Source organism: Bradyrhizobium denitrificans, from assembly GCF_013179005.1.
Classification (GTDB): Bacteria; Pseudomonadota; Alphaproteobacteria; order Rhizobiales; family Xanthobacteraceae; genus Bradyrhizobium; species Bradyrhizobium denitrificans.
Genome location: NZ_JABFDP010000007.1, coordinates 194,035 through 211,082 on the forward strand (window position 1 = coordinate 194,035; position 17,048 = coordinate 211,082).

Annotated in this window: 17 protein-coding genes; 4 read left to right on the top strand and 13 right to left on the bottom strand. The window is 64.8% G+C overall.

The genetic code is table 11. The features are described 5' to 3' along the window. Positions 1-150: 150 nt before the first annotated feature. From HL671_RS09620 to HL671_RS09630, 3 genes are all read right to left on the bottom strand, one after another. Positions 151-996, bottom strand: coding sequence for a CmcJ/NvfI family oxidoreductase (locus HL671_RS09620; RefSeq protein WP_012043403.1), 846 nt, complete (start codon positions 994-996; stop codon positions 151-153). Between the two features lie 171 nt (positions 997-1,167). After that, a complete protein-coding gene (locus HL671_RS09625) occupies positions 1,168-2,106 on the bottom strand; it encodes a TauD/TfdA dioxygenase family protein (protein WP_012043402.1) in 939 nt (312 codons plus the stop codon). Between the two features lie 32 nt (positions 2,107-2,138). Next, positions 2,139-2,342, bottom strand: coding sequence for a hypothetical protein (locus tag HL671_RS09630; protein WP_012043401.1), 204 nt, complete (start codon positions 2,340-2,342; stop codon positions 2,139-2,141). 487 nt (positions 2,343-2,829) lie between these two features. On the opposite strand from HL671_RS09630, the gene HL671_RS09635 reads away from it, so the two are divergent. Further along, a complete protein-coding gene (locus HL671_RS09635; protein WP_172236265.1) occupies positions 2,830-3,051 on the top strand; it encodes a hypothetical protein in 222 nt (73 codons plus the stop codon). 11 nt (positions 3,052-3,062) lie between these two features. Then, complete coding sequence (locus tag HL671_RS09640; RefSeq protein WP_049795364.1) at positions 3,063-3,467, top strand: hypothetical protein; 405 nt, start codon at positions 3,063-3,065, stop codon at positions 3,465-3,467. A gap of 155 nt (positions 3,468-3,622) precedes the next feature. Here the strand turns inward: HL671_RS09640 and HL671_RS09645 are convergent, their stop codons facing one another. The 9 genes from HL671_RS09645 to HL671_RS09685 form a co-directional block, all read right to left on the bottom strand. Then, entirely contained in the window at positions 3,623-4,516 is an 894-nt protein-coding gene (locus HL671_RS09645) for an amidohydrolase family protein (RefSeq protein ID WP_172236266.1), read from the bottom strand. A gap of 82 nt (positions 4,517-4,598) precedes the next feature. After that, positions 4,599-5,588 (bottom strand): substrate-binding domain-containing protein, encoded by a 990-nt coding sequence (locus tag HL671_RS09650; RefSeq protein WP_012043397.1) that lies wholly within the window; start codon positions 5,586-5,588, stop codon positions 4,599-4,601. Between the two features lie 42 nt (positions 5,589-5,630). Further along, the gene (locus HL671_RS09655) at positions 5,631-6,659 is read right to left on the bottom strand and encodes an ABC transporter permease (RefSeq protein ID WP_246579692.1); all 1,029 of its coding nucleotides are present in this window, start codon (positions 6,657-6,659) and stop codon (positions 5,631-5,633) included. A 10-nt stretch (positions 6,660-6,669) separates the two neighbouring features. Then, on the bottom strand, positions 6,670-8,166 hold the full coding sequence (locus tag HL671_RS09660; protein ID WP_172236267.1) for a sugar ABC transporter ATP-binding protein: 1,497 nt from the start codon (positions 8,164-8,166) through the stop codon (positions 6,670-6,672). 35 nt (positions 8,167-8,201) lie between these two features. After that, positions 8,202-10,061, bottom strand: coding sequence for a TRAP transporter large permease (locus HL671_RS09665; RefSeq protein WP_172236268.1), 1,860 nt, complete (start codon positions 10,059-10,061; stop codon positions 8,202-8,204). Continuing rightward, positions 10,058-11,071 carry a TRAP transporter substrate-binding protein gene (locus HL671_RS09670; protein ID WP_172236269.1) on the bottom strand — a complete coding sequence of 338 codons (1,014 nt, stop codon included), beginning with the start codon at positions 11,069-11,071 and terminating at the stop codon, positions 10,058-10,060. Before HL671_RS09670 ends, HL671_RS09665 begins: the two co-directional genes overlap by 4 nt. 80 nt (positions 11,072-11,151) lie before the next feature. Then, positions 11,152-12,165, bottom strand: a complete 1,014-nt coding sequence (locus tag HL671_RS09675) for a transketolase family protein (protein ID WP_172236270.1) — start codon at positions 12,163-12,165, stop codon at positions 11,152-11,154. Then, positions 12,165-13,013 (bottom strand): transketolase, encoded by an 849-nt coding sequence (locus HL671_RS09680; protein ID WP_172236271.1) that lies wholly within the window; start codon positions 13,011-13,013, stop codon positions 12,165-12,167. The genes HL671_RS09675 and HL671_RS09680 overlap by 1 nt, the downstream gene beginning before the upstream one ends. Positions 13,014-13,027: 14 nt before the next feature. After that, positions 13,028-13,777, bottom strand: coding sequence for an SDR family NAD(P)-dependent oxidoreductase (locus HL671_RS09685; protein ID WP_012043390.1), 750 nt, complete (start codon positions 13,775-13,777; stop codon positions 13,028-13,030). 107 nt (positions 13,778-13,884) lie between these two features. Between HL671_RS09685 and HL671_RS09690 the strand changes: the two genes are divergently transcribed. Together HL671_RS09690 and dinB are read left to right on the top strand one after the other, a co-directional pair. Next, positions 13,885-14,766: a LysR substrate-binding domain-containing protein gene (locus tag HL671_RS09690; protein ID WP_012043389.1), complete on the top strand. Its 882-nt coding sequence runs from the start codon at positions 13,885-13,887 to the stop codon at positions 14,764-14,766. Between the two features lie 125 nt (positions 14,767-14,891). Further along, on the top strand, positions 14,892-15,995 hold the full coding sequence (gene dinB, locus HL671_RS09695) for a DNA polymerase IV (protein ID WP_172236272.1): 1,104 nt from the start codon (positions 14,892-14,894) through the stop codon (positions 15,993-15,995). A 150-nt stretch (positions 15,996-16,145) separates the two neighbouring features. Here the strand turns inward: dinB and HL671_RS09700 are convergent, their stop codons facing one another. Beyond that, positions 16,146-16,940, bottom strand: a complete 795-nt coding sequence (locus HL671_RS09700) for an SDR family NAD(P)-dependent oxidoreductase (RefSeq protein WP_172236273.1) — start codon at positions 16,938-16,940, stop codon at positions 16,146-16,148. Positions 16,941-17,048: the final 108 nt, after the last annotated feature.

Here is a 17,048-nt window from a genome sequence, read left to right on the forward strand (position 1 = left end):
GCTGACCTTGGCTTGGCGTGTTGCAGCGCACGCGTTGGCGTCAACATCGCCTGCGATCCTGCTCAAGGCTATTTCAGAAAAAGCGCCCAATTTGGATGAAGCTTCTCGGGAGGATGACGGCGGTGAAATGTCATCCTCCTCGCCGCGTGTTCATTCTCGGTGGAACACGAGAGTCCGCACTTCGATGCTCTCGCGCGGCGGCGCGTCAGCCGGAGTCGTCGGGTCGACAAAAGCGGTGTGCGGCGCGAAGCGCGTGCGCCCGTCGGTTGCCGAATCATAGCATTTCAGCAGCAGCGCTTCGTCGGGCGTCATCTCCGGGAAATAGAACCAGCGATGCGACGGATTATAGGTAACCGAATAGGTCTCGCCGTTGCGATTGGGATAGATCAGGTCGGAGGCGACCAGATCATCGCGCGCGACAGTCGTGCCATCGCACATCGCCAGCGGCGTGTCGCGCAACGGGCCGATGATCGGCCGCCAAAGGTTGACGACCTGCACCCGGCCGCGTAGCAGCTCCTCCGCCTCGGTGCCGAGATGCTCGCGGACCCGATCTGCGCCTGATCGCTCGGTCTGATCCACATGCACACGCGTCGCCGGCTGGCGCGGTCCGCTGTTGCGGACATCGGGCGCGCCAGGAACGCGCTTGCGAATGGTGTGATCGAAGATCACGACCCGATCAGCGCGCAAGGTCGCACGAAGGAACGCCTCGACGGCCGGATAATAGACGTTGCGGATCTCCTTCTCATTGGTGAAGTCGCGCACGAAGGTCGGGTGACGGACCAGGGCGAAACCCTCACGGTCGAGGGAGAACGACTGCGCAATCGGACGACCATTGAACACGGCGACCTGGCGCGGCTCCGGCACGGCGGTCGATTTCGCCTCGCCCGGCGGCGGATCGAAGGCGTAGGTGCGCGGCTTGGCCGAGGTCGGCGCAAGATAATTGAGCTCGGCGAGAACGAGGGGCAACGATTCGATCTTTCTCTCGACCAGGCTCATGGCTGTCTCCAGGCAACTTCATGCTGATGCATGCATGTTGGTTCGTGCCGTCCGCGCCGGCAACCCGCCGGCAAAAATAGCAACGAACCTGCTACCGGCCACACGGCCGGTAGCATGACACGTCGCGCAGCGCGGCGCTGTCGACTGGTTTCTCCTCTGCGTCGGCGCGCTCTACTCCGCCGCCTCACTCAGGCCGAGTCGCGCCTGCGGGATTTCGCCGGTTACCACCGACACACGCTCACCCCACCGCTCTTCCGGATAGTAATCCCAGACGGCGTGGTGCTGGCTCGCCCAATTATCCCAGACCAGAAGCGAGTTGGGGCGCCACGGCACGCGCGTCTGCAGCGCCAGCTGGCCCTCGATATGACGGAACAGCAGCTGCAGCAGCGCGTCACTCTCCCGCCGGGTCAATTGCACGATGTGGGAGGTGAAGGACGCATTGACGTAGAGGAACTTGCGGCCCGTGCGCGGATGGCTCACCACCACCGGATGCTCGGATTGCGGGTAGGTCTTGCCGGGATCGGGCTTGGCGCCATAGCCCGCGGTCCACGCCAATGAGCCGTCATGAATGGCGGTCAGGCCCTCGAGCAGCTGCTTGATCGGATCCGACAGGAATTCATAAGCGAGATACATGTTGGCGAACGCCGTATCGCCGCCGAGCGACGGTGTCTTGGTCACACGCAGCAGCGAGACACGAATCGGGCTCGGATCGCAGGACACGTCCGGGTGCCAGCCGTCACCGGCGGTGAAGCGCGAATTCGCATCGGTCTTCCACGACAGGAATTCCGGATCGAACGGGCCATCATGGCGAAAGCGGGTGGCGGCCAGTTCGTGCCGGTGCAACGACTTGCCGAAGCGTCGCGCGAAGCGCTTGTGGTCGTCCTTCGAAAGATCCTGATCGCGGAACACGATCGCGAGATTCTCATCGAGCGCGCGCTGGATCTCCGTGAACTGCTCGTCCGGCAGATCCTTGGAGAGATCGACGCCGCCGATCTCCGCGCCGACAGTCGGACTGAGCTGTCGCACCTCGATCGTGCGGTAAGGCTCGCGCCTTGCGCTGTTCCAGGCCTGGATGGCCAGCTTGTCGTTGAAGTCCCGGTAGAAACTCATGACCTCTCGTCCTCGAAATGTGTGATGGGAAATCAGAAAGCCGCCCTGCGCACGCGGCCGCCGCGGACGGTCAGGAGCGCGCGGGCCGCGCGCTCGGCATCGCGCGCCGAGGCGAAATGCTGACCGTCGAGACTGTCGAAAGCGCGCTCGGACGAGAAAAAGCTGAAGCCGCGCTCGTCAGCGGTGACGATGCCTGCGGTGCGGTTATGGACCTCGATGATATAGGCTTTGGACATGATTGATCGTTCGCCGCCTGCCTGCGGCGCTCCTGTCTGATCTGCTGATGTATTGAAGGCGTTGCGTTCGGCTGCAGCGATCAGCAACAGGCCCCGGTCGCCGCAGAGAAGCAGCGTCCGGCAAGGCGCTTGCGCACCAGGCAACGGGCTGCGTTCGTGGTTCTCATCTCGGTGATCCAGGGTTGAGCGATGATGGCGATGAATATCCGCGCCGGAGGCCGTGCGGTCAATGAAATGGAACTTCAAAGATCGTGAACCGGCGCATCGTTTGTTTCAGGACCAGACACGCCGAAGCAAATTTCGCTCGCAATCCCCGCCAGCTCGGACTGCGACTAATTTGCACGGGGCGATGCCGCGCGTGCGCCGCAGAACCACGCCTGATCAGGGATCGGGAGAATCATTGCGCTCTTCGACAGGAACCCTTCCGTGCGGCGCCGGTTGCGGTCCTAGACGACGCGACGTCCCATCCCCGAGGGAGAGTCAACTCATGGCAGTCCAGATCGTGATGGATCGAACAGGCGACAGCCGCTACCTGTTCGATCCGGCAAGCCCGGCACAGGTCGCGGAGGCCGAGCGGCTGTTCCGGCATCTGACCGACCGCGGCTTCACCGCCACGGCCCGCGTCGCACCTGGACGATTGGAGATCATCCGTTCGTTCGACCCGGGCGTGGAAGAAAGCGTGTTCTTCCCGCGGCTCGTCGGCGGTTAGCAGCACCGATCATGTTCGCGGCCATTCGATCAAAGCAGCGCGCCTTGCTGCGCCGGCTCGCGGTGCAGAACCTGTTCTGCCACCACCAAGCCCACCGCACGCCCGACGGCCGGTCGCGACGCCTCTTGCAGCAATGGCTGACGCCACTGCAGTGGAAGCAGTTGACCACCCGCGGATATTTCGACGTCATCGGCTCCCAGAGCGGCAGCCGCTACCGGATCTACACGGGCTCGGCGATGAATGTCTGCCTGCTCGACGACAAGGGACGCGCACGCCGGGGCCTCTGCTTCGTTCCGGTCGGCGACCTGCCTGCCGGCGACGTCATGCTGGCCCAGAAGCTCGCGCTGGAGCTATGCGAGGACAGCGCGATCACGGTCGCGAAGGAATTCGTCCCGCGCTCATCCTACTGGATCTGACCGCCTCGGCGTACCCTTCCCACGCGTCGTCGCCATTCGATCACGCGTTGCCGCCCCTGCAGATCAGCATCCGCCGGGGCGACCAGGTCGCAGGGATCCGGCGCTCACGGATGGCGTCGTGCTTCTCATCACCGCGAGTTCGAGCTTCCACCAATTCACAACCGGTAGAAGCGCGCCGCATTGTCGTGGAACAACTTGCGGCGATCGCCGGCGGCAAATCCGGCCGTGATCGTCTTGAAGGCCTCGAGCAGCCTGTCATAGCTGCTGAAGAGCTTGTCCACCGGGAAGTTGCTCGCGAACATGCAGCGGTCCACGCCGAACATCTCGATCGCCGACAGCACATAGGGACGAAACGACTCTACGGTCCAGCTCCAGTCGCCCATTCCCAGACCCGAGATCTTGCAGGCGACATTCGGCGCCTGAGCCAACAGCTTCATGCCCCTCTTCCACGCCTCGAAATGGTCGTGGCCGTCGACCTGCATGCCGGTATGGTTGAGGATGATCTGCGTGTCCGGGAAGTCGCGTGCCAGCTCATAGGCCTCTTGCATCTGCGGATAATAGATCTGCAGATCGAAGGACAGGCCGAGGTCACGCAGCAAAGCGAAGCCGCGCCGCCACTCTGGCTCGCGGCAGACGCCGGGACGGTCGAGATAGGTCTTGGCCGGATCGGGATGATAGTTCAGCGACTGGCGGATGCCGCGGAAGTTCGGATAGGCCAGATGCGCTTCGAGCACGTCGCGCACATTCGGCTGCGCCAGATTGGCATAGCCGACAATGCCATGCGGGAAGCCGTTCTGATCGGCCACGGCCTGCAGCCATTTCGTTTCACCGACGGGATCGTCGGGATCGAACCCGACGTCGAGATGAACCGACTTGACAACGTTCTGGTTCTTGCAATCGGCAAGGAAATCCTCGACCAGATAGCTGTGGCAGATCGCCGTGTAGTCGCCGAACGCAGCCGGCTTCACACCGTCCTGCAGCCAGGGATAGCGGTGATTCTCGAGATCATAGAGATGATGGTGCGGATCGATGATGGGAAAGTCGGACATGGTGGCATCCTGAAGCAGGAACAGGCCGGGCGTGGGTTGCGGATGCCTGAGGACGCAGGCACCCGCTGCGATGTCGCAGCGATCAGTAATCACCCGCCGACGGCGGATAGACGCGCTTCAGCTTGGCCTGCGCTTCCGGTGTACCGACATTGCTTGATGTCACCAATGCGAGCGGCAATGGCAGGCTCTGGGTCACGGCCGCTCCCGTCAGCGCGTTATAGACCTGCTGCACCGCTTCGATCCCCTGCCCGCCGGCTTCCTGCAGGAACAGCCCCTGGACGACGCCCTCGCGCAACAGCTTGACGGTGGTCGGGCTGCCGTCGGCGGTGGCGAGGCCGACCTTGCCGACCAGGCCACGGGTCTGCAGCGCCTTGGCGGCGCCGGTCGCGGCTTCGTCATACATGCCGTAGATCGCCTTCACGTCGGGATGTGCGGTGAGGAGATCGTTGGCCTGGTCGACCGCCTCGCGCACCGTGAGACCCTTGGTCTGCAGGATCTGGACGAGCTCACAGCCGTCGGCCTGGAAGGATTCCTTGGCGCCGGCGAGATATTTCTGCGCGTTCTCGCGATCTTGCGGCAGCGACAGCATGCCGACCTTGTTGCCGCCGCGCTCCTTCGCAAGCGCACAGACGAACTTGCCTTCGGCCTTGCCGCCCTCGAAATTATTGGCGGTCACGGCCGACGTGTAGTCGGTTTCGCCCGGCTGCGGGCCGATGCCGGCAAAGGCAATCGGGATCTTCTTCTCCTTCAACAGCCGCAGTACGGGGGGCGTGCTGGTGGAGCTCACCGGGCCCATCACGATGGCGTCGACGCCGCGGGTGATGGCGGTCCGCACATTCGTCATCTGGTCAGCCGGCGAGTTGTGTGAGTCCATCTCGATATAGGTCATGCCGAGCTCGGCCGCCTTGGTCTTGGCGCCGTAGCCGACCCACTGCCAATAGGAGATGTCCAGCGACGGTGCGATATAGGCCACCGTGAACGTCTTGGCGCCTTCAGCCGCCACGGGCTGCGCGACCGAGGCGATGACCGCAGCGACGGCAAGCGCGAACAAGCGATGAGATCGTCGATTCATGATTTCCTCCGTGTTTTTTGGTGGTTCCGCAATTTCGCAGTCTCAGCTGCGGACCTTCGTGGCGCGATCGATCAGGACTGCGACGAGAATGACGGCTCCCGTGACGGTTCCCTGCCAGAAGCTGTTGATGCCGATCAGGTTGACGCCGTTCTGGATCACCGTGATCATGATCGCGCCGAGCATGGCGCCGATCGCCGAGCCGGTGCCGCCGAACAGGCTGGCGCCGCCGATCACGCAGGCCGCGATCGCCTGCAGCATGAGGTTGGCGCCGGCGGTCGATTCCGAGTTGCTGATATAAGACAGGCTCAGAAGGCTGGCGAAGGACGCCGCCACGCCGGACGCGACATAGACTCCGAAGCGCACGCCATGCACGGGAATGCCGAGCAGCCGGGCGGCCTTATCGTTGCTGCCGATGGCGAAGACCCAGCGGCCGACGACGAGCTTGCGCAGGACACATTCGAGCGCGATCACGGCGAGCGCGCAGAACAGCACGAAGTTGGTAATACCCGGGATCATCTCGCCGCCATTGAGCGTCCAGAAATTCGGATCGGCGATCGCAATCGAGTGGCCGTCGGTAATCACGAAGGACAGGCTGGCTCCGATCGCATAGGTGATCAAGGTGACGACGAAGGGTGCGAGGCCGACAACCGTGACGAGGCCACCATTGATCGCGCCGACCGCAAGCCCGACACCGAGGCTGATCAAACAGACCACCGGCCACGGCAGGGCGGCAGAGAAGCAGAGGCCGGCCACCATGCCGGTCAAGGAAAACGTCGAGCCGACCGACAGATCGATCCCGCTGGTCGCGATCACCAGGAACACGCCGAGCGACATCAGGATCAGCGGTGCCGCGGCCTGGGCGATGTTGGCGAGATTGCCCCAGGTCAGAACATAGGGCGACCAGAAGCTGATGCCGACCAGGAGAACCACGATGGCCATCGCGATCGCGATCTCCGTGCGATAGATGCGCGTCAGGCGTACGACGAGCGAGGCGCGCTTGCCCGGCTGCGGCCGGTCGGCCGCGCGCTGATCGATCACCACTTCCGTCATGCTGCCCTCTTGCTTGCCCATGCGCAGATCTTCACGCCGCCATTCCGGTCGCGCGCGACAGCGACACCTCATCGAGTTCGTCGCGATCGAGAACGCCGCTGGCCTGGCCGCTGAGATCGAAGGCGACCACCCGGTCGCACACCGCAATCAGCTCGGTGAATTCGGTGGACCACCACACCACAACGCAGCCGGCGGCGGCGGCATCGCGGATCATCGCGTAGATCTCGCGCTTGGTGCCGATGTCGACGCCGCGCGTCGGCTCCTCCAGCACCAGGATCTTCGGCGCCGGCGCGAGCCAGCGTGCCAGCAACAGCTTCTGCTGTGTGCCCCCGCTCACGGTTTGCGGCAGCGCGTCGATCGAGCTGGCTTTGATGGAGAGCGTGTCAAGCGCCGTCTGCGCGGCCGTCGCCTCCCTGGACGAAGCCAGAATGCGACGGTCCGCCACCCGAGCGGCCGCGACGATGTTGTCGAGGATCGGCAGGGTCGCGAGAATGCCCTTCTCCGCGCGATCGCCGGAGACGTAGCCGACCCCTGCCCTGATCGCTTCGGCCGGACTTGAGAATCTCACATCGATGCCGTCGATCGTGATCTGCCACGCCGCGGGCCGGCTCGCCCCGATCAGGGTCTCGATCACGCCGGACGGTCCCGCCGGCGCACCGGCGAGCCCGAGCACCTCCCCCGAGGCGACGCTCAGCGACACACCTGGACTGCGCAACACAATCTGCATACGCGCGGACGCAGCCGGCGCGCCGCGCGGCGCAGGAGGCGACACCGCACTGCTCTTCTGCCCCATCGCCTCGACGATGGCCTCGTCACTGATGTCGGAGAGAGCCACGCGGTCGAGCACGGAGCGCCCGTCGCGCAACACAGTGCAGACATCGGCGAGCGCGCGGATCTCGCCCATGCGATGCGACACCAGCAGCGTGCTGATGCCCTGCTGCGCCAGCCTGCGCAGAATGCCGAACAGCCGCTCCGTCTCGGAAAAGGTCAGGTTGGCGGTCGGCTCGTCCAGCAGCAGCACGCGCGCCCCGGAGCTCAGCGCCCGCGCAATCTCGACAAACTGCCGCTCGTGCAGGTCGAGCTGCGCCACCGGCCAATCCAGCGTCCGCTCCGCCAATTCCTCGTCGACCAGCGCCAGCGCGGCGCGGGCCTCCGCGTAGCACGCGGCCTCGCCGAGCCGCGCGAAGGCGCACTTGCGATGCGGCAGATAGATGTTCTCGGCCACTGACAGATGCGGCAGCAGCGCCAGCTCCTGAAACACGACAGCGATCGCGTTGGGGTTCGGATCGAGCCGGCCATCGATGCTGATCGACCCGGCATCAAGGCGGTGCGACCCGGATATGATCCGGATCAGCGTCGACTTGCCGGCTCCGTTGCCGCCCAGCAGCGCGTGGATTTCGCCACGGCGGATCCGCAGATTGGCTCCGCGCAGGACGTGCGTGGCACCAAAGCTCTTTTCGATTTGCTTGGCTTCGAGGACGAATGCCGTGGCATTCGTCCCGGCCTGGGTCTCACGCGGGGCTGACATTTCGGGATTCACGTTCTCACCTGCACCACGATGCGTCAGAGGAAACCGATCGACAACCACGGGATGAAGGCGACGAGCAGAAGGCCGAGCACCAGCGCGCCGAGATAGGGCCAGATGCGCGCCAGTCCGGCATTGGGATCGATCTGGCCGATCGAGCACGCCGCGTAGTAGCCGAGCCCGAAAGGCGGCGCGAACAGGCCGATGCCCATCGCGAGGATGATCACCATCGCGTAGTGCACCTCGTGCACGCCGAGCAGCTTGGCGGCCGGGAACAGCAGCGGCCCGAACAGGACCATTGCGGGAAGACCTTCGAGAATGCTGCCGAGCAGGACGAACACGGCGATTGAGATCAGGAGGAAGCCGTATTTGCCGCCGGGAACCGATGTCATCATCGCCGCCAGCGCATGCGAGAAGTTCGACTGGGTCAGCGCCCAGGCCATCGCGGTGGCCGCGCCGATGATGAAGAGAATCGCGCCCGACAAGGCCGCAGTGTGGACCAGCGCCGGGTAGAGCTTGCGCCAGTCGAAGCGGCGGTAGACGAGCAGCCCGACGATGACGGCATAGGCGATGCCGATGGTCGACACCTCGGTCGCGGTCGCCACGCCTTCCGTGACGGCGGTCCGGATCAGCACCGGCAGCAGCAGAGCGGGGATCGCTGTGATGAGCGCGGCGCGGATCGTGCCCCAGGACGGGCGCGGACGAATGACGCTCTCCGGCTCGACCATGCGCCGCTTGGCAACGATCGCCAGGGCCGCCGCCAACACCAGGCCTGGCAGAATGCCACCGGTGAACAGCGCCGAGATCGAGACGCCGGCCACCGAGCCGATGATGATCAGCACGATCGACGGCGGGATGGTCTCGGCCATCGCGCCGGAGGCGGCGAGCAGCGACACCAGCTCGCCATCATGAATGCCGCGCCGCTTCATGTCGGGAAACAGCACCGGCGCAACTGCGGCCATGTCGGCCGTCTTCGCACCGGAGATGCCGGACACGAGCAGGATGGCGCCGAGCAGCACATAGGACAGCCCGCCCCGGACATGCCCGACCAGCGAGACGAGGAAGCCGACCATCGCCTCGGCCATCCGGGTCATCACGATCAGGTGCCCGAGCAGGATGAACAGCGGGATCGCGAGCAGCACCAGCGAAGAGACGCCTTCATCGATCCGGCTGGTGACGACCTCGAGCGGCGCGGTCGTGACCGTCAGCAGATAGGCAATGGTGGCGAGGCCGAAGCAGAACGCGATCGGCACGCCGGCAAGCACGGCCGCGCCCAGCAGCAGCGCGAAGAAGACGATCAGGTTCCAATTGCCGAGAGCCTTCAGCGCCGGAGCGGTGCCCCACAGCACAAGCGCGACTGTCGCAAGCAGCACCAGCGCGATCGCGAGATCGCGCGAGGCGTGGCGGGTCATGCGCAGCAGCGCGGTCGCGAGCATCAGGCCGATGCCGACCGGCACGGCGCCGGCCCGCAGGCTATCGGACAGGCCGAGCGCCGGCGTCTCGACGAAGGACTGACCATTGGCGTAGTCGATAGCCGGATGCAGCAGGATTCCCAGGAACAAGGCCGGCGCCATCAGGGCGAGACATTCCAGCACGGCACGCACGCGCGGGCTGACGCGGTCGACCAGGGCCGTCATCCGCATGTGCTCACCGCGGCTGAGCGCGAGCACCGCGCCGAACATGGCGAGCCAGAGAAAGGTGATCGACGCGAGCTCATCGGCCCAGGTCAGCGGCCGGTTGAAGACGAAACGCGACATCACGCCGGTGAAGAGAATTCCGACTTCCGCGACCAGGGCGACGATCGCCGGAATCTCGATCAGCCTGGTCAGCGCCCGTTCGAGACCGTCGACGACGCCGTGCTTGGTGGAGGCCGTCAGAGACATGTCGACGCTGTTCATCCGAGCTCTCCCACATTCGACTGCAGGATCGTCCAGGCCTCCTCGCCGAACTTGCCGCGCCAATCCTTGTAGAAGCTGCTCTTGCCGAGCGCGGCACGGAACGCGGTCTTGTCGACATCGACGAAGGTGAAGCCCTTGGCGGCCAGGTCGGCACGCAGGCTCTGGCTCAGCGCGGCAATATCGGCGCGCTCGTCGTCGGCCGATGCGTTGAACTCGCGCGTGACGATCGCCTGCAGATCGGCGGGCAGCCGCGTGAACGCAGCGCGGTTGCAGAGAATCCAATAGGCGTCCCAGACGTGGCTGGTGAGCGAGCAGTATTTCTGGACCTCGTAGAGCTTGGCGGTGGCGATGATCGGCAGCGGGTTTTCCTGCCCCTCGACCACCTTGGTCTGCAGCGACGTGTAGACCTCGTTGAAATTGATCGGTGTCGGACCGGCGCCGAGGGCCTGGAACAGGCTTGTCAGGATCGGCGCAGCCGGCACGCGAATCTTGAAGCTCTTGAGATCGTCCGGTGTCCTGATCTCACGGGTCGAGGACGTGACCTGGCGGAAGCCATTGTCCCAAGGCTTGGAGAGCGCGATCGCGCCGGTCTTCTCGATGTCCTTGCGGATATGATCTCCGAGGCTGCCGTCCATCGCCTTCCACACCTGATCGTAGGAGGAGAAGGCAAAGCCGGTGTTGACGATGCCGGCGAGCGGCACGCGCGTAGCGAGCACGGAGCTCGCGATATTGATCGCGTCGACCGCGCCGACCCGGACCTGCGAGATCAAGTCCGTATCCGATCCGAGCTGATTGGCCGGATAGAGATTGATCTCCAGGCGGCCGCCGCTGGCGTCCTTGATGCGGTCGACGGCCTCTCGCGCCCGCTTGTTGACCGGATGCGACGGATCCTGCCCGGTCGCGAGCTTCATCGTGAACTCCGCCGCCTTCGCGTAGCGCGAGATCGCGAATGTGAAAGGCAGAGCAGCAGCTGCCGTGATCAATTGCCGACGCGTCGTCCCCTTGCGCATTGCCGTCCCTCCAATATGATATTGTTTGTTATGATCCGGCACTGCAGCGCGCCGGCGGGTCAATGAGAGCGGATGGCCCGCTATTTGAGCCAGGCCTTCACCTGCTTCGCGACCTCCGAAAGCGAGATGCCGTAGCGGTCGTGCAGCGTCGGCAACGCGCCTGCGTCGAGGAACGCGTCCGGCAGGCCGATCTGCCGGAACGGCACATGCACGCCCGCCCGCATCAGCAGGCCGGCGACGGCCTCGCCGAGGCCGCCGATCACCGTGTGATTTTCGGCGACCACCACCAGGCGGCCCGACCGGCCCGCCTCGCGCCGGATGGTCTCTGCATCGAGTGGCTTGATGGTCGGGACGTGCAGCACGGCGACTTCGACGCGATCATCAGACAGCGCCTTGGCCGCCTCGAGCGCGCGCATGGTCATCAGGCCGGAGGAGATCATCAGCACGTCGCGGCCGTCGCGCAGCAGCTTGGCCTTGCCGAGCTCGAATGTGTAGTCGTATTCATCGAGAACGAGCGGCACCTGGCCGCGCAGCAGCCGCATATAGACCGGGCCCTGATGCGCCGCCATGGCCGGCACGACCTGCTCGATCTCATGCGCGTCACAGGGATCGATCACGGTCATGTTCGGCATCGCCCGCATCAGCGCGAGATCCTCGGCCGCCTGGTGGCTCGGGCCGTAGCCGGAGGTCAGGCCGGGCAGCGCGCAGACGATCTTCACATTGCGATCTTCCTCGGCGATCGTCTGATGGATGAAGTCATAAGCGCGGCGCGAGGCGAACACGGCGTAGGTGGTTGCGAACGGCATGAACCCTTCGGCGGCCAAGCCGGACGCGGCACCGAACAGGAGCTGCTCGGCCATGCCCATTTGATAATAGCGCTCGGGGAATTCCTTCGCGAAGATATGCAGGTCGGTGTACTTGCCGAGGTCCGCGGTCATGCCGAGCACATCGAGCCGGCGGCGCGCCAGCTCGACCAGCGCGTGGCCGAACGGCGCCGGCCTGGTGCGCTGGCCCTCGGAGGCAATCGAGGCGATCATCGCCGATGTCGTCAGCCGGGGCTTGCTCAGATCCGGTGCGGGTCTTGTCGATTTCATCACGGCCTCCCGGCGTCGAGTGCGGCGATCGCGAGCTGCCACTCATGCGGCTCGACGCGAATGAAATGGTTCTTCTCGCGCTGTTCCAGGAACCGCACGCCCTTGCCCATCAGCGTGTCGGCCACGATCATACGCGGCCTCGGCGCCTCGTGGGTCTTCGCGGCGTCGAAAGCGGCGACCACGGCATCGAGGTCATTGCCGTTGACGCGCTGCACGAACCAGCCGAATGCCTGCAGCCGATCGACGAGCGGCTCGAAACCCATGACCTGGGTCGAGGGCCCGTCGGCCTGCTGATTGTTGACGTCGACGATCGCAATCAGGTTGTCGAGCTTGTAGTGGCTGGCGGACGAGATCGCCTCCCACACCGAGCCTTCGTCGAGCTCACCGTCGGAAAACAGGGTGTAGACGCGTGAGGTCGAGTTTTTGCGCTTCAGGCCGAGCCCCATGCCGACGGCGATGCTGAGCCCCAGACCCAGCGAGCCGCCTGACATCTCCATGCCGGGCGTGTAGGACGCCATGCCGGACATCGGCAGCCGGCTGTCGTCGCTGCCATAGGTTTCGAGCTCGGCCTCGGGAACGATGCCGGCCTCGATCAGCGCGGCGTAGAGCGCGATCGCGTAATGGCCGTTGGACAGCAGGAAACGGTCCCGCTCCTCCCAATTGGGATCTTCGGGCCGATAGCGCATTGCGTGGAAATAGGCCGTTGCCAGCACGTCGGAGATGTCGAGCGCCTGCGCGATATAACCCTGCCCCTGCACCTCGCCCATGCGCAGCGCATGGCGGCGGATGTTGTGGGCGCGCTGCGCCAAAGTCGGCGCGTTGACGAGCCGATGAGTTGCGGTATCCATTGTCTCAGACCTTGCTAGTGAATCAGCATGCCGCCATTGACGTCGATGACCGCGCCGGTGACGTAGGCGGACAGGTCAGACGCCAGGAAGGTGTAGATGCCGGCGACATCGTCGGCGGTGCCGAGGCGGTTCAGCGGAATGCCCTCGAGAATCTTGGCCTTCATGTCGTCGGTCAGCTTGCCGGCGGTGATGTCGGTGCCGATCAGGCCCGGCGTCACGCAATTGACGCGGATGCCGTCTGGGCCGAATTCGCGCGCCATGGCCTTGGCGAGGCCGAGCACGCCGGCCTTCGCCGCGGAGTAATGCGGGCCGCCGAAAATGCCGCCGCCGCGCTGCGCCGAGACCGACGACATGCAGGCGATCGAGCCCTGCTTGCGGCCGCGCATATGCGGGATCACCGCCTGCGACAGGAACAGCACGCCCTTGAGGTTGACGTCCTGGATACGCTCCCAGTCGTCCGGCGTGATGTCGAGCAGCTTGACCGGCTGGGTGATGCCGGCATTGTTGATGAGAATGTCGATGACGCCGAACTTGGCGATGACTTGCGCGACGGCGTCATTGCAGGAGCTCTTGTCGGCGACATTGCAGCCGAGCCCGAGATGCGCAGCGCCGAGCGTCGCGGCTGCATCGGCCGCCGCCGCGGCGTCGATGTCGAGAATGGCGACGCGCGCGCCTTCGGCAGCGAACCTCCGCGCGGTCGCGAGCCCGATGCCGCGCCTGGACGCTGCGCCCGAGATGATCGCCGTCTTGCCGCTGAGCAGCATCCTTGGTCCTCCCAAAGTGTCGTTGTGTTGGGCTGACCATGGCGGGCCGGACCGGCGGCGACAAACGCGCAGTTGTCATGGATAGATGAATCTGGTTCACTTATAGAATGCTGTCCAACGTCCCGATCTCGTCAATCAAGGCCTTCGAGGCCGCTGCGCGGACTGGTTCTTTTCGCGATGCAGCGAATGAACTTCATCTGACCCCGAGTGCGGTCAGCCACGCCATCCGCAAGCTGGAAGCGACCTTGCGCACGGTCTTGTTCGAACGCACGGCCCGCTCGGTGCGGCTGACGCCGGCTGGCGAGAACCTGATGCGCCATGCCGGTGCCGCGTTCGATCAGTTGCGCCGCGGCCTCGAAGAGGTCGCCGCGCGCGGTCCGCAATTGGTCCGCGTCCATTCGGCGCCGAGCTTCGCGGCGCAATGGCTGACGCCGCGTTTGGCGCGGTTTCTCGCCGCCCACCCCAAGCTCGAGGTGCGGCTGGCCGCCAATACCGACTATGCCCGGTTCAAGACCGACGATTTCGACATCGACATCGTCTATGGCCAGCCGCATGCCGAAGGCGTCGAGATCGTTCCGCTGGCGGAGGAGACGGTCACGCCGCTTTGCGCCCCGGCGCTGGCAGCAACGATCAAGCAGCCCGCCGATCTGCTGGAACGCACGCTGATCCGCTCCGACGTCAAGCAGGTTCAATGGCATCAGTGGTTCGCGGCCAACGGTCTCGAGTCCCCCGCTTTGCACGGCATGCGCTTCGACCGCAGCTTTCTCGCCCTTGCGACCGCCGCTGAAGGCCTCGGCGTCGCGCTCGAATCCACCTTGCTGGCCGAACGCGAGCTGGCGTCGGGGCGACTCGTCGCGCCGCTGGCCGGCCGCGCGACCGACATCCGCTACATCGGGCATCGTCTGGTCGTGCCGCGCAGCGACTACCAACGCAGTGCCGTGCGCGCTTTCGCCGACTGGATCATATCCGAGCTGCATCGAGAGCGCTGAGAAGCTCGCAGGGGTGCCCCGCCTGCCTTCTGCTCATTTGGGACGGCCTGCTCCCAGAAAGCGTCGTCGCAAGTTGCAAGCTGGAGCCCAGCAGACTCGCATGCCAGGATTTTGTACAATGCGGCATGCCAACGTCAGCCCCAGAACAGGATGCCCCTCCAGCGGTGATCCGCAAGATCATCCATATCGACATGGATGCGTTCTATGCGTCCGTCGAGCAGCGGGACAATCCAGAGCTTCGCGGCAAGCCGGTGGCGGTCGGCGGTTCACGCGAGCGAGGCGTGGTGGCTGCCGCAAGCTATGAAGCCCGGAAGTTTGGCGTCCGCTCGGCGATGCCGTCGGTGACCGCAAAGCGCCAATGTCCAGACCTGATTTTTGTGAAGCCCCGCTTCGAGGTCTACAAGGCCATCAGCCTGCAGGTCCGCGCGATTTTCGCCGAGCACACGCCGCTCATCGAGCCTTTGTCGCTTGACGAAGCCTATCTCGACGTCACCGAGAACCTGCAAGGCATTCCGCTGGCGCGGGACATCGCCTTACGGATCCGGGAGACGATCAAGACCGAGACCGGTCTCAATGCCTCGGCCGGCATTTCCTACAACAAGTTCCTGGCGAAGCTCGCGTCGGATCACCGCAAGCCCAACGGTCAATACGTCATCTCTCCGGAGATGGGACCTGCTTTCGTGGAGACCTTGCCAGTCGGGAAATTCCACGGCATCGGCCCGGCCACAGCGGCAAAACTCACCGCGCTCGGAATCCGGACCGGACTCGACATCCGCCGCCAGTCACTCGCTTTCCTGCAGCAGCATTTCGGCAGATCCGGCGCGTATTATTATTGGATCTCGCGGGGAATAGATGAGCGTCCGGTCCGGGCCGACCGCATCCGGAAATCGGTCGGCGCGGAGACCACGTTCGTCACCGACCTGACGGAGCTGGAGCCCATGACGGCGGAGTTGCGCCCGCTGATCGACAAGGTCTGGCGCCATTGCGAAAGCACCGGCAAAAGCGGGCGAACAGTAACGTTGAAGGTGAAATTCTCCGACTTCGAGATCATCACCCGCAGCCGGTCACTGTTGTCGCCGGTGACCGGTCGCACGGATCTGGAGCGATTGGCGGTCGGGCTGCTTCAGGCCGAGATGCCGCTGCCAAAGCCGGTGCGGCTGTTGGGGGTCGCACTCTCGTCGCTGCAGCATCTGGACGACGCAGAACCTCAACTGGATTTCGGGCTGTGAGCGGCTACGGCGTCGAAAGAGCCGCCTGTTTGCTAATGACGAGTCTGGTTTGTCCAAATCGAGCAGTCACCAAAACTCCCGCAGATTGAACGGCCGCGGGAGCTTCGGTCCGAACGGCGCGGCGAAAACTGCCGCGCCGGATCGATCGCATCAGCTGCGATAGCGCTCGGCAACCACGGCGCTCGACAAATGCGGCAGCATGGTCTGCCGCGCGGCCTCCCAGGCCTCGAACTCGGCGCCATCCGCAAGCGAGGGCACCGTGGCGAACTCACCGCGATCCAGGCCACGCAGCGCGGCATCGACCAGATCGGCCGCCGACATCACCCATTCCTTCGGCAGATTGCTGGCCGGCAGACCGGCGATGTCCCAGAACTCGGTGCCCGTTGCGCCGGGCAGCACCACCTGCACATGCACGCCGGTGCCGGCGAGTTCCTTGCGCAGCGACTGGCTGAAGGCAAGCACGAAGGATTTGGTGCCGCCATAGACGCCATTCAGAATCTCGGGACCGATTGCCACGATCGACGCGATGTTGACGATGGTGCCCTGCTTGCGCGCAACGAATTGCGGGACCGCCGCGTAAGTGAGCCGCAGCGGCGCGGTGACGTTGATGGCGACCATCTTCTCCATCTCTTCAACTGAGGCGCTGGCGAGCGGCGCCGCACTGCCAAACCCGGCATTGTTGATGAGATGCGTGATGGAGGCGTCGGTCTTCAGGACGTTCTCGACCTGGCTCAGGCCGGCGCGGTCGGTGAGATCGGCGACGAGCATCCGCACCTTCCCGCCGTGCTGAGTGGTCAGCTTGTCGGCGAGCGCGGCGAGCCGATCCTTGTTCCTGGCGACAAGGATCAGGTCATGGCCGCGCGCGGCGAAGCGCGCAGCGTAGATGGCGCCGATCCCGGACGACGCTCCGGTGATTAGGACGGTCCCTTTGGTCTGGTTGGTCATGGCCGACTTCCCTCGCTAGCGTCCCGCCGAAGCGGCTGGAACGGATGGACCACACCTACCCCTGGATTTTCTCGTCTCAAATGTCATATAAACGGCAAATCAGGACAC

Excerpts from the sequence above, each read along its gene's own strand:
- dinB (WP_172236272.1), top strand. The coding sequence starts at position 14,892 with ATGCCAACGTCAGCCCCAGAACAGGATGCCCCTCCAGCGGTGATCCGC.
- HL671_RS09700 (WP_172236273.1), bottom strand. The coding sequence starts at position 16,940 with ATGACCAACCAGACCAAAGGGACCGTCCTAATCACCGGAGCGTCGTCC.
- HL671_RS09680 (WP_172236271.1), bottom strand. The coding sequence starts at position 13,013 with ATGGATACCGCAACTCATCGGCTCGTCAACGCGCCGACTTTGGCGCAG.
- HL671_RS09630 (WP_012043401.1), bottom strand. The coding sequence starts at position 2,342 with ATGTCCAAAGCCTATATCATCGAGGTCCATAACCGCACCGCAGGCATC.
- HL671_RS09685 (WP_012043390.1), bottom strand. The coding sequence starts at position 13,777 with ATGCTGCTCAGCGGCAAGACGGCGATCATCTCGGGCGCAGCGTCCAGG.
- HL671_RS09675 (WP_172236270.1), bottom strand. The coding sequence starts at position 12,165 with ATGAAATCGACAAGACCCGCACCGGATCTGAGCAAGCCCCGGCTGACG.
- HL671_RS09650 (WP_012043397.1), bottom strand. The coding sequence starts at position 5,588 with ATGAATCGACGATCTCATCGCTTGTTCGCGCTTGCCGTCGCTGCGGTC.
- HL671_RS09690 (WP_012043389.1), top strand. The coding sequence starts at position 13,885 with ATGCTGTCCAACGTCCCGATCTCGTCAATCAAGGCCTTCGAGGCCGCT.
- HL671_RS09635 (WP_172236265.1), top strand. The coding sequence starts at position 2,830 with ATGGCAGTCCAGATCGTGATGGATCGAACAGGCGACAGCCGCTACCTG.
- HL671_RS09640 (WP_049795364.1), top strand. The coding sequence starts at position 3,063 with ATGTTCGCGGCCATTCGATCAAAGCAGCGCGCCTTGCTGCGCCGGCTC.
- HL671_RS09670 (WP_172236269.1), bottom strand. The coding sequence starts at position 11,071 with ATGCGCAAGGGGACGACGCGTCGGCAATTGATCACGGCAGCTGCTGCT.
- HL671_RS09625 (WP_012043402.1), bottom strand. The coding sequence starts at position 2,106 with ATGAGTTTCTACCGGGACTTCAACGACAAGCTGGCCATCCAGGCCTGG.
- HL671_RS09660 (WP_172236267.1), bottom strand. The coding sequence starts at position 8,166 with ATGTCAGCCCCGCGTGAGACCCAGGCCGGGACGAATGCCACGGCATTC.
- HL671_RS09645 (WP_172236266.1), bottom strand. The coding sequence starts at position 4,516 with ATGTCCGACTTTCCCATCATCGATCCGCACCATCATCTCTATGATCTC.
- HL671_RS09665 (WP_172236268.1), bottom strand. The coding sequence starts at position 10,061 with ATGAACAGCGTCGACATGTCTCTGACGGCCTCCACCAAGCACGGCGTC.
- HL671_RS09620 (WP_012043403.1), bottom strand. The coding sequence starts at position 996 with ATGAGCCTGGTCGAGAGAAAGATCGAATCGTTGCCCCTCGTTCTCGCC.
- HL671_RS09655 (WP_246579692.1), bottom strand. The coding sequence starts at position 6,659 with ATGGGCAAGCAAGAGGGCAGCATGACGGAAGTGGTGATCGATCAGCGC.